At 58.1% G+C, this 14,770-nt stretch carries 16 protein-coding genes; 7 read left to right on the forward strand and 9 right to left on the reverse strand.

Going from position 1 to position 14,770, the window contains the following annotated elements; genetic code table 11:
* Window positions 1-19: 19 nt before the first annotated feature.
* From tyrR to pspA, 7 genes are all read right to left on the reverse strand, one after another.
* On the reverse strand, window positions 20-1,597 hold the full coding sequence (tyrR, locus tag GS12_RS10220) for a transcriptional regulator TyrR (protein WP_034946556.1): 1,578 nt from the start codon (window positions 1,595-1,597) through the stop codon (window positions 20-22).
* Window positions 1,598-1,686: 89 nt separating this feature from the next.
* On the reverse strand, window positions 1,687-2,733 hold the full coding sequence (locus tag GS12_RS10225; RefSeq protein WP_034946559.1) for a YcjF family protein: 1,047 nt from the start codon (window positions 2,731-2,733) through the stop codon (window positions 1,687-1,689).
* Window positions 2,730-4,127, reverse strand: coding sequence for a YcjX family GTP-binding protein (locus GS12_RS10230; RefSeq protein ID WP_034946562.1), 1,398 nt, complete (start codon window positions 4,125-4,127; stop codon window positions 2,730-2,732). Before GS12_RS10230 ends, GS12_RS10225 begins: the two co-directional genes overlap by 4 nt.
* A gap of 63 nt (window positions 4,128-4,190) precedes the next feature.
* Complete coding sequence (gene pspD, locus GS12_RS10235) at window positions 4,191-4,406, reverse strand: phage shock protein PspD (RefSeq protein ID WP_034915037.1); 216 nt, start codon at window positions 4,404-4,406, stop codon at window positions 4,191-4,193.
* Window positions 4,407-4,457: 51 nt separating this feature from the next.
* A complete protein-coding gene (gene pspC, locus GS12_RS10240; RefSeq protein ID WP_034946565.1) occupies window positions 4,458-4,823 on the reverse strand; it encodes an envelope stress response membrane protein PspC in 366 nt (121 codons plus the stop codon).
* Window positions 4,820-5,047, reverse strand: a complete 228-nt coding sequence (pspB, locus tag GS12_RS10245) for an envelope stress response membrane protein PspB (RefSeq protein ID WP_034946567.1) — start codon at window positions 5,045-5,047, stop codon at window positions 4,820-4,822. Before pspB ends, pspC begins: the two co-directional genes overlap by 4 nt.
* A gap of 35 nt (window positions 5,048-5,082) precedes the next feature.
* The gene (gene pspA / locus GS12_RS10250) at window positions 5,083-5,748 is read right to left on the reverse strand and encodes a phage shock protein PspA (RefSeq protein ID WP_034915043.1); all 666 of its coding nucleotides are present in this window, start codon (window positions 5,746-5,748) and stop codon (window positions 5,083-5,085) included.
* Window positions 5,749-5,910: 162 nt separating this feature from the next.
* Between pspA and pspF the strand changes: the two genes are divergently transcribed.
* The 6 genes from pspF to sapF all read left to right on the forward strand — a co-directional run bounded on the left by pspF (window position 5,911) and on the right by sapF (window position 12,437).
* Window positions 5,911-6,897: a phage shock protein operon transcriptional activator gene (pspF, locus tag GS12_RS10255; RefSeq protein ID WP_034946571.1), complete on the forward strand. Its 987-nt coding sequence runs from the start codon at window positions 5,911-5,913 to the stop codon at window positions 6,895-6,897.
* A gap of 276 nt (window positions 6,898-7,173) precedes the next feature.
* A complete protein-coding gene (gene sapA, locus GS12_RS10260) occupies window positions 7,174-8,805 on the forward strand; it encodes an ABC transporter substrate-binding protein SapA (RefSeq protein WP_034946574.1) in 1,632 nt (543 codons plus the stop codon).
* The gene (sapB, locus tag GS12_RS10265) at window positions 8,799-9,764 is read left to right on the forward strand and encodes a putrescine export ABC transporter permease SapB (protein ID WP_034915052.1); all 966 of its coding nucleotides are present in this window, start codon (window positions 8,799-8,801) and stop codon (window positions 9,762-9,764) included. Before sapA ends, sapB begins: the two co-directional genes overlap by 7 nt.
* On the forward strand, window positions 9,751-10,641 hold the full coding sequence (gene sapC / locus GS12_RS10270; RefSeq protein ID WP_034946577.1) for a putrescine export ABC transporter permease SapC: 891 nt from the start codon (window positions 9,751-9,753) through the stop codon (window positions 10,639-10,641). The genes sapB and sapC overlap by 14 nt, the downstream gene beginning before the upstream one ends.
* On the forward strand, window positions 10,642-11,634 hold the full coding sequence (gene sapD / locus GS12_RS10275) for a putrescine export ABC transporter ATP-binding protein SapD (protein ID WP_034946580.1): 993 nt from the start codon (window positions 10,642-10,644) through the stop codon (window positions 11,632-11,634).
* Window positions 11,634-12,437 carry a putrescine export ABC transporter ATP-binding protein SapF gene (sapF, locus tag GS12_RS10280; protein WP_034915061.1) on the forward strand — a complete coding sequence of 268 codons (804 nt, stop codon included), beginning with the start codon at window positions 11,634-11,636 and terminating at the stop codon, window positions 12,435-12,437. Before sapD ends, sapF begins: the two co-directional genes overlap by 1 nt.
* Window positions 12,438-12,483: 46 nt before the next feature.
* Here sapF and GS12_RS24295 read toward each other — a convergent pair whose 3' ends face one another.
* Window positions 12,484-12,582 carry a YoaK family small membrane protein gene (locus GS12_RS24295; RefSeq protein ID WP_152601393.1) on the reverse strand — a complete coding sequence of 33 codons (99 nt, stop codon included), beginning with the start codon at window positions 12,580-12,582 and terminating at the stop codon, window positions 12,484-12,486.
* Between the two features lie 394 nt (window positions 12,583-12,976).
* Between GS12_RS24295 and GS12_RS10285 the strand changes: the two genes are divergently transcribed.
* Window positions 12,977-14,110: a CMD domain-containing protein gene (locus tag GS12_RS10285; protein ID WP_034946583.1), complete on the forward strand. Its 1,134-nt coding sequence runs from the start codon at window positions 12,977-12,979 to the stop codon at window positions 14,108-14,110.
* A 1-nt stretch (window position 14,111) separates the two neighbouring features.
* Here the strand turns inward: GS12_RS10285 and GS12_RS10290 are convergent.
* Window positions 14,112-14,770: LysR family transcriptional regulator substrate-binding protein (locus GS12_RS10290; RefSeq protein WP_034946586.1), on the reverse strand; the 659-nt coding region annotated here is incomplete at its 5' end.

Here is a 14,770-nt window from a genome sequence, read left to right on the forward strand (position 1 = left end):
GGCCGGTCATCGGCTGGCCTTATTTCTCTGTCCCGGACGGCGTCTCATCGCTTTCACCTCGCTTCTGGCTCAGCCCGTACTCGCGCAGCTTGTTAGCGATTGCGGTATGGGAAACCCCGAGGCGCTTCGCCAGTTTGCGCGTGCTGGGATATGAGAGATAAAGGCGCGACAGGACCGATCGCTCAAAGCGGCTGGTGATCTCATCCAGCGAACCTTCCATCACCTCTTCGCCCAGCGGCACCTCCAGCGTGAATTCCGGCAGAATAATATCCTGCGGTCGCAGTTCGTGGCCCTCTAACTGCGTCAGCGCGCGATAAAGCACGTTTTTAAGCTGGCGCACATTGCCGGGCCAGGTGTAGCGCGCCAGAAAGGCGTTAAGCTGCGGTGCAATAACCGGCCGCGCAATCCCCTGCTCATCAGCAAAGCGCGCCACGAACATGTCGGTCAGCGCCGCCAGATCCTGCTGACGATCGCGCAGCGGCGGCAGATTGAGGGTCAATACGTTCAGCCGATAGTAGAGATCTTCACGAAACTCGCCGCGCTGCACCAGTTCCGTCAGGTTCTTCTGCGTGGCGCAAATCACCCGGACGTCAACGTGCACCTCATGCTCTTCTCCCACCCGACGAAAGGTACCGTCGTTCAGGAAACGCAGCAGTTTGGTCTGCATCCGCGGCGACATTTCGCCAATTTCGTCCAACAGCACCGAACCGCCGTTGGCCTGCTCAAAGAAGCCTTTTTTCCCTTCAAGCGCGTTGGGATAAGCGCCCGCCGCGTGTCCGAAAAGCTCGCTTTCCGCCACGTCATCCGGCAGCGAGGCGCAGTTGAGCGCCAGAAAAGGCTTTTTGCCGCGCGCGCTGCGCAGATGGCAGGCTCTGGCGAGCATATCTTTACCCGTACCGGTATCACCGATAATCAGCAGCGGCGCGTCCAGCATGGCCAGCTTGCGCGCCTGCTCAATCACCTGACGCATTTTAACGTTCACCGCCACGATATGCTGAAATTCGCTGTCGTCGTTCACCGTCAGCGTCTGAAGCTGTTGGCCCATGCGTGCGGTCGATTTAAGCATCACCACCGCGCCCGCCGCGCTCTCCGCTTCCGCCGCATAGATGGGGGTGATCTCCATCAGAAAGTCGCGCCCCTGAAGCACAACACGATGCGCCTGCGGCTCCAGTTTTTCACTCTCCAGCCAGCGCTGAAAATTAAAACCGGGGATCAGCGAACCCGCGCCTGCGCTGCGTATTTTCTCTTCATTGAGCGCAAACAGCGCCTGCGCCGCAGGATTAGCCAGCTCGATTTTGCTTTTCATATCCACAGAGAAAACCGGTTCTGGCATCGCCACCAGCAGCGCGCTGAGGGCGCGGTGTTCGCGTTCGGAGGGGAGAAACGCCACCGTTTTGACATCTGTAACGCCAGGTATACGCCGGATCTCAGCCATTAACTGGCTGAAAGAGTCAAAGCTGACGGGGGTGAAATTAAGGTAAATACAGCGCGGCGGCGCGATCTCAATACCGCGCAGATCGATACTTCGTTCAACAAGCAAATCAAGAAGTTCGCGGGCGAGCCCTAAACGATCCTGACAAAACACTTCCAGACGCATGCATATCACCTTAATCAGTTACTGGCGTAACGCTGATGATACTCTATTGCCTCAAGCGTCAGAAGTGGTCTGGCATGAAAAGTTGACACCTATCCATGACGTTTTTGCATGGTTTCTTTTAACTGAGTGATTAACTCGCGGCGAAAATCACCCAGTTTGGGTTTGTCGTTCTCAAGCCAGGGCAGCGGGCGGCACAGCTCCATGGTTTTGATGCCCAGCCGTGCGGTGAGCAAGCCTGCGCCAATCCCCTGCGCTGCGCGGGCGGAAAAACGCGCTGCCAGATCCTGCGACATCCAGTCCATTCCCACTTCGCGTACCAGTTCAGACGCCCCGGCAAACGCGATATTCAGCAGCACCAGACGGAACAGGCGAATACGGCTGAAGTAGCCCAGTTCGATGCCATAAATCGTTGCAATACGATTGACCAGCCGCAGGTTGCGCCAGGCGATAAACGCCATATCGACCAGCGCCAGCGGGCTGACCGCGATCATCAGCGTGGATTCCGCAGCGCTGCGGCCAATTTCACGTCGTGCCTGGCTGTCCAACACCGGTTGCACCAGTTGCGCATAGAGCGCAACGGTTTCGCGATCGCTGTGGGATTCATGAACGGAGGCATACCAGCGCTGAAGCGCCGGATGCCCCTGTTCAAGGCCCGCCTGCCGCGCCAGCTTTTCGCAGAACGGGCGGCCCCGGCCCATGCCGTGGCTGTGCAGCAGCTCGCGGGCGACATCGCGTTCTTCCGCGCGCTCACGCAAACGCCACAGACGCCGCCACTCTGCGACCAGCGATCCAACGCCGGCAAACACAATCAGGCTGCCGGCAACGCAGCCGCCAAGCGCTATCCAGTCATGGCTAAGCCAGGCGTTGTGCGCCCATTGCACGCCCTGCGCCGCCACGCTGACGCCCAGCACCGCCAGCCCGGCTTTGACCATTTTTCGCCACAGGCTCCGTTTGGGGCGCAACGCCGCCTCAACCGCCCGCTCGCCAGCGCCCTCTTCTTCAGGCTCCTGGCGCGGGTCCTGCACGATAAACGCCGTCTCTTCTTCGCTGAAGGCCCGCGCCGTTCTCAACAGGACGGGTTTCTCTTCCTCAAGCGGCTGAGCAAAATCAATACGTAGTTTAACAGGTCCATTCATCGCAGCTTGTCTCCCAGTAAAAATTCCAGCGCGGAATCGAGCCGGATATGCGGCAGCGGGCGATCCACCTCTGACTGTCGTGGGCGAAACTGTTCAAAATGGAAGCCCTGCTGCTGCCAGAACGCGTTACCGGGCAGGCGCGGCGGCACATCGCCCGGATAGACGGTCAGCGGCTGATTGTCGGCAAGACGATGGCCGCGCAGCGCCAGCATTTTTTCGCCCTGATGATCGACCAGTCCGCTTTCGGTCGCCTGCACCGACGCCAGCCCAAGGCAGTCCATACTGATGCCTTCAAAGGCGGCGTTCTGCCAGGCATCCTGCACCAGTTGCTGAAGCAGCGACACCAGGTTTGCGTGCTGATCTGCCGTAATATGGTCGGCCTTCGTGGCGGCGAAAAGCAGTTTATCGATCACCGGCGAGAACAGGCGGCGAAACAGCGTGCGCTGCCCGTAAGAGAAACTCTGCATCAGCTGCGTCAGCGCCAGGCGCATATCGTTAAACGCCTGCGGCCCGCTGTTCAGCGGTTGCAGGCAGTCCACCAGCACGATTTGACGATCGAAACGTAAAAAATGCTCTTTGTAAAAACCTTTTACTACGTGCTGGCAGTAGTAGTGATAGCGCGCTTTCAGCATAGCGATATTGCTGTTGCCGTCGGCCTGCATCAGTTTTGATTCGCCGATGGCGTCAACGTCAGGCCACGGGAAAAATTGCAGCGCGGGCGCGCCGGCCATTTCGCCTGGCAGCACGAAGCGGCCCGGTTGAATAAAGTGCAGCCCTTCGCGCTTGCACTGCAACAGGTAGTCGGTCCAGGCAGACGCAATCTCCGCCAGGCGGTTTTCATCGGCAGGCGCCAGCGGATCGAGCCCGTCACACAAGGTACGCCAACGCGCCGACCATGCAGCGCGATCGCCCTGCAACAGGCCGGTCATCTGACGTGACCAGCTCAGGTAGTCTTGCGCCAGCATCGGCAGATCCAGCAGCCATTCGCCAGGGTAATCAACAATTTCGAGGTAGAGCGTGGAGGCGTCTTTAAAATGACGAAGCAGCGATTCGCGTGAGCGGTAGCGCAGCGCCAGGCGCATTTCACTAACGCCGCGGGTTGGCGTCGGCCAGGCGGGCGGCGTACCGTATAGCTGCGCGAGACCTTCATCGTAGGTAAAGCGCGAAATGCCCATATCACGCTGCGGCACGCGCTTGACGCCCAGCAGCCGACCATCGCGCGCGGCAGAGAACATCGGCAGGCGCGCGTCGGCGTTGACGTTGAGCAGTTGATTGACCAGAGACGTGATAAAGGCCGTTTTTCCGCTGCGGCTTAATCCGGTTACCGCCAGGCGCAGGTGGCGATCTGCGCCGCGATTCATCAGCGACAGCAATTCATTTTGAAGTCGTATCACGGCACCTCTTTATAATAACAGTCCTTTTCGTGCGCTAAGCGTAGCAAAGCATCAGGCGATCTTTTACAACTTATTGCGGAAAAGACCCTTCAGCGCGCGACGCAGCAGCGGTTCCAGCGCCCAGGCAAGAAAGATTTTCAACGGACGGCGGGCTACCGATTTCACCGCCCAGCCGGCTGCCCCCGCCGGGCCGTAAGTCATTGCGCCGGTGAGCGCCAGCCTGCCTGCCGTTTTTAATGCAGGTCCGGCGTGACGTTTTACTGTATGCCAGTGACGCATAGCGTTCTCCGTTAATACGTAGAGGCCCGCAAAACGGGCCAGCGAACAGGATCAGAGCTGGCGGAAACGGCTGCGGACGCTAAACGTTTCCGAAGTGACATAACGCTCCATGTCACGTAACGGCATTTCGCCGCCGTTGAGTTCCGCACTGAGCCGGTCCAACAGCTCATGCGCCGTTGGCCTGCGCTGCGTCTGACTGTCCAGACCATATGGCTTCTCGTTCAGTACAAACGCCAGCGCGAAATAGGCGATCAGCGTGAACATAAACAACCCAAAAATCATCGACAGGATAACGATAATCCGCACCAGACGAACCGGGATGTCCAGAAATTCAGCCACCCCGGCGCAGACGCCCTTCACCTTGCCGCGCGCCGGATCGCGATAAAGCCTCTTTCCTTTATACGTAATGGTTTTCATGGCTGTCTCCAGTTTGGATGCTCTGCGTTGAGGATCTCTTCCAGCGCGTGAATGCGTTCACGCATGCGTTTTGCATCCTGCGTCAACTGTTCAAGCCGCTGAAGCTCGCTTTGCGACAGCTCTGCCGCGCCGTTCTGCCGGTTGCTGTAGTGCAGCCACAGCCACACCGGCGCCACAAACAGCACGAATATCGTTAAAGGGATAGCCAGAAATAATGCGCTCATTCACACTCCTTGAAATAACAGTCTGACGGCTACGCTTACTCGCTGCGGTTCATTTTGACTTTCAATGCGGCGAGCTGCTCGCTGATTTCGTCGTCGGCCTTCAGGTCGGCGAACTGCTCATCCAGCCCTGGTTTTTTACCAAAGCGCTGGCTTTCCGCTTCAGCTTCCATATGATCGATGCGGCGTTCAAACGATTCGAAACGCGCCATGGCCTCGTCGATTTTACCGCTGTCGAGCTGGCGACGAACATCACGTGAAGACGATGCGGCCTGATGACGCAGCGTAAGCGCCTGCTGACGCGCACGCGTTTCGCTGAGTTTCTTCTCCAGTTCACCGATTTCGCCTTTCATGCGCACCAGCGTCTCTTCAACCTGCTCTGACTCGCGGGAGAGAGTGGCGATCAAATCGGTCAGTTTCTGTTTTTCAATCAGCGCGGCGCGCGCCAGATCGTCTTTGTCTTTACGCAGCGCCAGTTCGGCTTTTTCCTGCCATTCCGCCTGCTGGGTTTCCGCCTGATCGATGCGGCGCAGAAGCTGTTTCTTCTCTGCCAGCGCGCGGGCAGATGTCGAACGAACCTCAACCAGCGTGTCTTCCATTTCCTGAATCATCAGGCGAACCAGTTTCTGCGGATCCTCCGCTTTTTCCAGCAGCGAATTGATGTTGGCGTTCACGATGTCGGCGAAGCGAGAAAAAATACCCATAGCAATGTTCCTCATTGGTCTGATTAAAGTGCGCGATGCGCTACAGAGAGTATTCAAAAGCCGTGCCAGTTTTTATCTCTTTGATTTGTAACGCCTCGCCTGCTTTACAGCCGATTGAATCGCGACTAAAGTAGTGAAAATCACTAACATTTGGTGAAATTAATGAATGATTTTAATGATACGCTGCTCGGCGAGTCTGAAAACTTTCTTGAAGTGCTTGAGCAGGTTTCCAGGCTGGCGCCGCTCAATAAACCGGTACTGGTGCTGGGCGAACGCGGCACGGGTAAAGAGCTGATTGCCAGCCGCCTGCACTATCTCTCCGATCGCTGGCAGGGGCCGTTTATCTCCCTCAACTGCGCGGCGCTGAATGAAAACCTGCTGGACTCGGAGCTGTTCGGGCATGAAGCAGGCGCGTTTACCGGTGCGCAAAAACGGCACCTTGGGCGCTTCGAGCGCGCTGATGGCGGCACGCTGTTTCTCGATGAGCTGGCGACCGCGCCAATGCTGGTACAGGAAAAACTGCTGCGGGTGATTGAGTACGGCCATCTGGAGCGCGTGGGCGGCAGTCAGCCGCTTCAGGTCAGCGTCCGCCTGGTGTGTGCCACCAACGACGATCTCCCGCTGCTCGCCCGGCAAAATAAATTTCGTGCGGATCTGCTCGACAGGCTGGCCTTTGACGTTGTGCAACTGCCGCCGCTGCGCGAACGACGCAGCGATATCATGCTGATGGCGCAGCACTTCGCTATTCAGATGTGTCGCGAACTGGGAATGCCGCTTTTTCCCGGTTTTACGTCGGCGGCGCAGCAAACGCTGCTGGCTTATGACTGGCCCGGTAACATCCGCGAACTGAAAAACGTTGTCGAGCGCTCGGTTTATCGTCACGGTAACGTTGAACAGGCGCTGGATAAGGTGATCATCAATCCTTTTCAGCCCGCTGCGCCGGTGGCTGCCCCGCCCGCTTCCTTGCCCACGCTGCCTGTCGATCTGCGCGGCTGGCAGCAGCAACAGGAAAAAGAGTTGTTGGCATGTGCGCTTGAACAGGCCTTTTTCAACCAGCGCCGCGCGGCAACGCTGCTTGGCGTTACCTATCATCAGCTACGCGCAATGATGAAAAAGCATGGCGTGCAGCCTGAAAAAACAGGCGAATAAAAAAAAGCCCGCACAGGGCGGGCTAAATAATACTGGAAGCAATGTGAGCAATGTCGTGCTCTTCTTCGGTAGAGCCACCGTCGAAGCGCACATGAATAGTAATCATTCTCACTATCATCTGTAAAGCGTTTTGTTGAGAATTTTTCTCATTTCCACAGCAAGATAAGGCGTATTCAAACCGGTGCGCGCGAAAAAGCATCACTTACTGCTGCAAACTTTGGGCGATAACCGAGAGTGCGATACACTCTGCTTATTGCCTGTTATTTCAGATGACTTATGCGCACACTTTTCTCCGCCCTTCTCTTCGCAGTGGGTCTGCTCTCCGGCACCGCCTGGTCTGCCATGCCTGGCGATATTCGCCAGACCGGCTTCGTTTACTGCGTCAATGGCACCGTGACCACCTTTAACCCGCAAATGGTCAGCGGCGGACTGGTGGTGGATACGCTGGCGGCGCAGCTTTACGATCGTCTGCTGGATGTGGATCCCTATACCTATCGCCTGGTGCCTGAACTGGCCGCCAGTTGGGATGTGCTCGATAACGGTGCCACCTACCGTTTTCACCTGCGTAAAGACGTGACCTTTCAGAAAACGGCGTGGTTTTCCCCTCAACGCAGGATGAATGCTGACGACGTGGTATTCAGCTTCCGGCGCGTGTTTGATCGTCAGTCGGCCTGGCATAACGTTAACGGCGGCAGCTACCCCTACTTTGACAGCCTTCAGTTTGCCGATGCGGTGCACAGCGTCAGAAAGCTCGACAAATACACCGTGGAGATCCGCCTGACACGGCCCGACGCCTCTTTTCTCTGGCATCTGGCCACACACTATGCGCCGGTGCTTTCCGCCGAATATGCCGATAAGCTGACCGCAGAAGATCGTCAGGAGCAGCTTGACAGACAGCCGGTCGGCACCGGGCCGTTTATGCTCAGCCGATACCGTACCGGCCAGTATATTCGCCTCGCGCGTAATCCGACCTACTGGAAAGGTCTGCCGCGTATGTCGCAGGTGGTCATCGACATGGGCGCGGGCGGCACCGGGCGGTTGTCGAAACTGTTAACCGGCGAGTGCGACGTGCTGGCCTATCCGGCTGCCAGCCAGATTTCCGTGCTGCGCGACGATCCGCGCCTGCGTCTGACGCTCCGTCCCGGCATGAATATCGCCTATCTGGCGTTTAATACGCGTAAGCCACCGTTAGATCGTACCGACGTTCGCCAGGCGCTGTCGCTGGCGATCAACAATGAACGGCTGATGGAATCCATCTTTTACGGCACCGCCGAAACTGCCGCGTCGATCCTGCCGCGCGCGTCGTGGGCCTTTGACACCAGCGCGCAGGTAACGGAATACAATCCCGATAAGGCGCGAGCGCAGTTGAAGGCGCTCGGCGTGCAGAATCTGCACCTGACTTTGTGGGTACCTTCCGCCTCGCAGGCGTGGAACCCCAGCCCGCTGAAAACCGCCGAACTGATTCAGGCGGATCTGGCGCAGATTGGCGTTGCCGTCACCATCATTCCTGTGGAAGGACGCTTCCAGGAAGCCCGCCTGATGGAGATGAGTCACGATTTGACCCTGACCGGCTGGGCAACCGACAGCAACGATCCCGACAGCTTCTTCCGACCGCTGCTGAGCTGTGCGGCAATCCGATCGCAAACCAACTATGCTCACTGGTGTGACGGCGAATTAGATGAGGTGCTGCAAAAAGCGCTGCGCTCACAGCAGCTGGCATCGCGTATTGAGTATTACGGCCAGGCACAGGCGATGCTGGCGCAGTCGTTGCCCGTGCTGCCGCTGGCCTGGTCGCTGCGGCTCCAGGCCTATCGCGCGGATATTCAGGGGCTGGTGCTGAGTCCGTTCGGCAATGCCTCGTTTGCCGGCGTGCATCGTGATAAAAGCGGAGAGAAGTCGTCATGGTGATTTATACCCTGCGTCGGCTGGTTCTGTGGCTGGTTACGCTGTTTCTGTTAACTCTGGTCGGCTTCTGCCTGAGCTATTTCACCCCACATGCGCCGCTGATGGGCGCCTCGCCCGTTGATGCCTTTATATTTTGGTATAAAGGGCTTTTTCAGCTCGATTTTGGCGTTTCAACCATCAACGGCGAACCCATTGGCCCCCAGCTGCGGGAGGTTTTTCCGGCGACCCTGGAACTGTGCATCATGGCGTTCGTGCTGGCGCTGGCGGCGGGCATCCCGCTTGGTATTACCGCTGGCGTGCTGTATAACCGCTGGCAGGATAAAGCGATCAGCGCCTTTGCCCTGCTGGGTTTTTCGCTGCCGGTGTTCTGGCTGGCGCTGCTTTTTACCCTCTGGTTTTCGCTGAACCTCGGCTGGCTGCCGGTTTCCGGGCGCGTCGATCTGCTTTATCCGGTAGAAAATATCACCGGATTTGCGCTGATTGACGCCTGGCTCAGTCCGACGCCCTGGCGAAATGAGATGGTGATCAGCACCCTCCGCCACCTGATCCTGCCGGTCACCGCGCTGGCGGTCGCACCGACGACGGAAATCGTGCGGCTGTTGCGCATCAGCACGCATGACGTGATGGATCAGAACTATATCAAAGCGGCCGCCACGCGCGGGCTGTCGCTGTTTACCGTGATTCGCCGCCATGTGCTGCATAACGCCCTGCCGCCGGTCATTCCGCGTTTGGGGCTGCAATTCTCCACCATGCTGACGCTGGCGATGATCACCGAAGTGGTGTTCAGCTGGCCGGGTCTGGGCCGCTGGCTGGTGGATGCCATCCGCCAGCAGGACTACGCGGCGATCTCCGCAGGCGTAATGATGGTGGGCGGCCTGGTGATCACCGTTAACGTTCTGGCCGATATTCTGGGCGCGCTCGCCAACCCGCTGAAGCATAAGGAATGGTATGCCCTCCGATAACGTTTACGACGAGAAGCGGCTTCCCAGCCCGTTGCGCCACACCTGGCGACTGTTCTATCGCGATACTCTTGCGATGGTGGGCCTGTATACCTTTGGCGCGCTGCTGCTGCTGTGCGTCTTTGGTTCGCTGCTCGCCCCTTACGGCCTCGATCAGCAGTTTCTCGGCTATCAACTCCTGCCGCCCTCCTGGTCGCACTATGGCGATGTCTCTTTCTTTCTTGGCACTGACGATCTGGGGCGCGATCTGCTCAGTCGTTTATTGAGCGGCGCGGCACCCACCGTCGGTTCGGCGATACTGGTCACGGTGTTTGCCGCTCTGTGCGCCATGGTGCTGGGCGTGGTCGCCGGTCTGACGCGCGGCCTGCGCTCGGCGGTGCTGAATCACGTGCTGGACACGCTGCTCTCTATTCCTTCACTACTGCTGGCGATCACCGTGGTGGCGTTTCTCGGGCCACGCCTGTCGCACGCGCTGCTGGCAGTATTTCTGGCTATACTTCCCCGACTGGTTCGCGCTATTTATACTGCGGTGCATGATGAACTGGAAAAAGATTACGTGATTGCCGCCCGCCTCGACGGTGCCAGCAGCATGAACATTCTCTGGTATGCGATTTTTCCCAACATTCTGGTGTTGCTGGTGACGGAATTCACGCGGGCGCTGTCGATGGCGATTCTGGATATTTCCGCTTTGGGTTTCCTTGATCTCGGCGCGCAGCTTCCCTCACCCGAATGGGGCGCAATGCTGGGCGATGCGCTGGAGCTGATTTACGTTGCGCCCTGGACAGTCATGCTGCCCGGCGCGGCGATTATGATCAGCGTACTGATCGTTAACCTGCTGGGCGACGGCATCCGCCGGGCCATCGTCTCAGGAGTGGAATAAATGCCGCTGCTCGATATTCGCAATCTGACCATTGAATTTATGACCGCTGATGGCCCGGTTAAGGCAGTGGATCGCGTCAGTATTACCCTGAGCGAAGGTGAAGTGCGCGGGCTGGTGGGGGAATCCGGTTCAGGAAAAAGCCTGATTGCCAAGGCGATTTGCGGCGTGACGCGCGACAACTGGCGGGTGACGGCCGATCGTATGCGCTTTAACGATATCGATCTGCTACACCTTTCGCCGCGCGAGAGACGAAAAGTGATCGGGCATAACGTGTCGATGATATTTCAGGAGCCGCAGTCGTGTCTTGATCCTTCAGAAAACATTGGTCGTCAGATCATGCAGGCCATTCCGCGCTGGACGTGGAAAGGCCGCTGGTATCAGCGTTTTCGCTGGCGGCATCGGCGCGCCATTGAACTTCTGCATCGCGTCGGGATCAAAGATCATAATGACATTATGCACAGCTATCCTTACGAGCTGACCGACGGCGAATGTCAGAAAGTTATGATTGCCATTGCGCTGGCAAATCAGCCTCGCCTGCTGATCGCCGACGAGCCGACCAACGCGATGGAGCCAACCACGCAGGCGCAGATTTTTCGCCTGCTCAGCAAACTCAATCAGAACAATAACACCACCATTTTGCTGATCAGTCATGATTTGCAAATGCTCAGCCACTGGGCGGATCGTATTAACGTCATGTACTGCGGGCAGACGATGGAAACGGCGTTCAGTGACGAGTTGATTACCACGCCGCACCATCCTTACACGCAGGCGCTGATCCGCGCGATGCCCGATTTTGGCCGCGCGCTGCCTCACAAAAGCCGCCTCAACACGCTGCCCGGCGCAATCCCTTCGCTGGAGCACCTGCCGATTGGCTGCCGTTTAGGGCCGCGCTGTCCGTATGCGCAGAAAACCTGCATCATCACGCCACGCCTGAGCGGTGCGAAAAACCACCTGTTTGCCTGCCATTTCCCCCTTAATATGGAGAGCCAGTAATGGGCGACACGCTGCTTGAGGTGCGTAATCTCTCTAAAACCTACCGTTACCGCACCGGCCTGTTTCGTCGCCAGCACGTTGAGGCCGTCAAAGCGGTGAGTTTTACCCTGCGCGAGCGGCAGACGCTGGCGATTATTGGTGAAAACGGCTCGGGAAAATCAACGCTGGCGAAAATGCTGAGCGGCATGATCGCGCCCAGCGACGGCGAAATTGTTATTGACGATCATCCGCTGAGCTATGGCGATTACGGCTATCGTAGCCAGCGCATTCGCATGATTTTTCAGGATCCCTCCACCTCGCTCAATCCGCGCCAGCGCATCAGTCAGATCCTGGATTTTCCGCTGCGGCTTAACACCGATTTGTCGGCTGACGAGCGCGAGAAGCGTATCATCGCCACCCTGCGTCAGGTGGGACTGCTGCGCGATCACGCGGCGTATTATCCACACATGCTGGCGCCAGGACAAAAGCAGCGCGTGGGACTGGCGCGCGCGCTGATCCTCCAGCCAAAGGTCATTATTGCCGATGAGGCGCTGGCGTCGCTTGATATGTCAATGCGCTCGCAGTTGGTAAACCTGATGCTGGAACTTCAGGACAAACACGGCATTGCCTATATTTATGTCACGCAGCACCTTGGCATGATGAAACACATCAGTGACCAGGTACTGGTGATGCATCAGGGGGAAGTGGTTGAGCGCGGCAGTACGGCAGACGTACTGGCCAGCCCGCTCCACGATCTTACTAAGCGGCTGATCACCAGTCACTTTGGCGAGCCCCTCACGGCGGACGCGTGGCGAAAATATTAAATTACCTTACTCTTATTATCGCCTGCAAACGCAGGTGATTCGTTTTTTACGCGCCGGGACGCCATGCGCCGCTGGCCACAAACCACACCAGCAGCACCACGCCCGCTATCCCAATGACGATGGGGAACAGATATCCGATTTTCACAGGCTCACCAACCTACAATTTTACGCTTTCAATTCACGATCGGGCCCATAATGGCGTTAATGAACCCCATCGCGAGCAGGACACATCACGGCACAAGATAGTGCTTATCTTTTTCCTGTGATACAGATAAAACATGCCCGGAACCGCAAGCAGGGAGAATGTCGATATGCTGTCGCTCCGCCCCGAACAGATTTTTCGGTTCTCATTATGCACGCCCTTTACACAGATGCCATTTTTTTCCTGACTGCCCATATATACCTTTCCGTTATGGATTAGCACCGTTCATTCTTTGGTTCATCTCCCGCGTTGCGCCAGGATAGTCCTGCTCTCCAGGCCCGGCAAGGCGCACGTCGTTTTTTGCGCTGCCCCGGTCGGTTAACCAAAAGGAACGATCATGGAACAGCGCCGTTTTGCAGGCAACAGTCACTGGTATCATGAAACGCAGTCTTCCCGCACCGCGCAGGCCGCGCCGCTGGTTCCGGAAGCCGCGGAAATAGAGGATCGCTTTTTGTTAGGGCTGGCGCCTTTGTGTCAGGGCGAGCTGAATGCGATGCTCCGGCAGGCGCAGCCCGCGCTTCTGGCCTCGCGCGATCTCTATCATCTGCTGTTTCCGGCAGAATTGACGACCAGCCTGACCCATACGCTTTCGTTGTATGACCGGCTCAGCACCGCACTGACCGTTGCGCAGGTCACCGGTATTCAACGGCTTTGTAATCATTATGCCGCTCGTCTGAACCCGCTTTCCGGCCCTGACTCTTCGCGCGAAAGCAATCGCCGCCTGACGCAGATCACCGAATACGCCCGTCAACTTGCCAGCCAGCCGACGCTGGTTGATGCCGCAGCGCTGCATCGTCTTGAAGAGTGCGGACTGAGCGCGCCGGATATCGTCACGTTTACACAGATTATCGGCTTCGTCAGCTATCAGGCGCGGGTGGCGGCAGGTCTCCACGCCCTTCTGGCGCTGCCGGTGCGCTGGATGCCCGGCGTCACTATCCCGCCGGATGCCGGGCCTTTTACCGAGGCAGCCGCCTGGCGGCCTCTGCTCGCGCCGGTCGAGCTGCGCTATGCAACCGCGCTCCAGCTTGAGGCGCTGACATGGTGCCAGTCGCAATCACACCTCAGCGAGAGCGCCTGGCTGTTGGCGCACGATGCCTCCGCCCTGAACGGCTGGAGCAGGCTGCTCAACGCGCTCGACGCAACGCCGGAAGGCGTGCTGGCGGCCGCAGTTACGGCGCGGATCAACGGCAGCGCTGCCTGTTTTGCGCGATTCGAACAGATAAAGCTGCACGCGGCGCTGCGCCGCGGCGTGGACGATGCGCTGAACATAGCGGAAGAGCGCGATCGGGCGATCATTCAGGTTGCCGCGCAGCTTACCCGTTCACCGGAGCGGTTCAACGCGGCGCATTTACAGCCGCTGAAAGCGACGGGTATGAATGTGGAAACGCTGTTTAACGTGTTCCAGCATATTGCGCAGGCCAGCTGGCAGAACCGGCTGATGCAGTCACTGGGTACCGTGCAGGAAGGCTGAGTTACCGGGTCTGCCGCTGGCTCAGCCAGCGCCGTACCTCGTCGAAGAAGTGTTGCGACAGAGGCGTCGCCCTGCCCGGTTCTGCAATAACCACCGCTGCCTGGCGCGTCATCGCCGCAATCGACAGGGGGCGACGCTGTAACCCGACAAGGGTTTCTGGCAGCAGATGTCCTGCGGGTGAAATCAGGCAGCCAAGCCCCACCTGCACGCCCTGCACCAGCTGGAAAACCGAGGTGGTTTCCAGCACCACGCGCAGAGTAACGCCCGCTTCGCGAAAATGGGTGTCGAGATAGCGTCGGAAGTAGCGCGTTGGTTCTGCCAGGCAGAGCGGTAGCGCTTCCAGTTGCGTCAGCGTTACTTCGTCGTCGCCGATCAGTTCAGGAAAAAAGTGTGGATGAAACACCACCTCGACGCCGTTGTCCTGAAGCGGCTCGGCCTGAAAATGAAGTTCCCGCAGCGTTGCCAGTTCAAAGAAGCCGATCCCCACGTCCACGGTATGGCTGTTCAGCGCCTCCAGCAGCTGATCGGCGCTGAGTACCGCCACGCGATAGTTGAGCTGCGGATAGCGGTCGCTGACTGCTTTAAGCATCAGCGGCAGCGAGATACTGCACTGAGGCACCGCGCCAATGCGTAGTGTGCCGTTTACGCCGTGTTTAAGCG

The sequence above is a fragment of the Erwinia oleae genome (genome assembly GCF_000770305.1).
In the GTDB taxonomy this organism is placed as follows: domain Bacteria; phylum Pseudomonadota; class Gammaproteobacteria; order Enterobacterales; family Enterobacteriaceae; genus Erwinia; species Erwinia oleae.

Bases quoted from the DNA above. Each gene is read 5' to 3' on its own strand.
- sapB (WP_034915052.1), top strand. From the start codon at position 8,799: ATGGTGATTTATACCCTGCGTCGGCTGGTTCTGTGGCTGGTTACGCTG.
- pspF (WP_034946571.1), top strand. From the start codon at position 5,911: ATGAATGATTTTAATGATACGCTGCTCGGCGAGTCTGAAAACTTTCTT.
- pspC (WP_034946565.1), bottom strand. From the start codon at position 4,823: ATGAAAACCATTACGTATAAAGGAAAGAGGCTTTATCGCGATCCGGCG.
- GS12_RS10285 (WP_034946583.1), top strand. From the start codon at position 12,977: ATGGAACAGCGCCGTTTTGCAGGCAACAGTCACTGGTATCATGAAACG.
- pspA (WP_034915043.1), bottom strand. From the start codon at position 5,748: ATGGGTATTTTTTCTCGCTTCGCCGACATCGTGAACGCCAACATCAAT.
- pspB (WP_034946567.1), bottom strand. From the start codon at position 5,047: ATGAGCGCATTATTTCTGGCTATCCCTTTAACGATATTCGTGCTGTTT.
- sapD (WP_034946580.1), top strand. From the start codon at position 10,642: ATGCCGCTGCTCGATATTCGCAATCTGACCATTGAATTTATGACCGCT.
- tyrR (WP_034946556.1), bottom strand. From the start codon at position 1,597: ATGCGTCTGGAAGTGTTTTGTCAGGATCGTTTAGGGCTCGCCCGCGAA.
- sapC (WP_034946577.1), top strand. From the start codon at position 9,751: ATGCCCTCCGATAACGTTTACGACGAGAAGCGGCTTCCCAGCCCGTTG.
- sapA (WP_034946574.1), top strand. From the start codon at position 7,174: ATGCGCACACTTTTCTCCGCCCTTCTCTTCGCAGTGGGTCTGCTCTCC.
- sapF (WP_034915061.1), top strand. From the start codon at position 11,634: ATGGGCGACACGCTGCTTGAGGTGCGTAATCTCTCTAAAACCTACCGT.
- GS12_RS10225 (WP_034946559.1), bottom strand. From the start codon at position 2,733: ATGAATGGACCTGTTAAACTACGTATTGATTTTGCTCAGCCGCTTGAG.
- pspD (WP_034915037.1), bottom strand. From the start codon at position 4,406: ATGCGTCACTGGCATACAGTAAAACGTCACGCCGGACCTGCATTAAAA.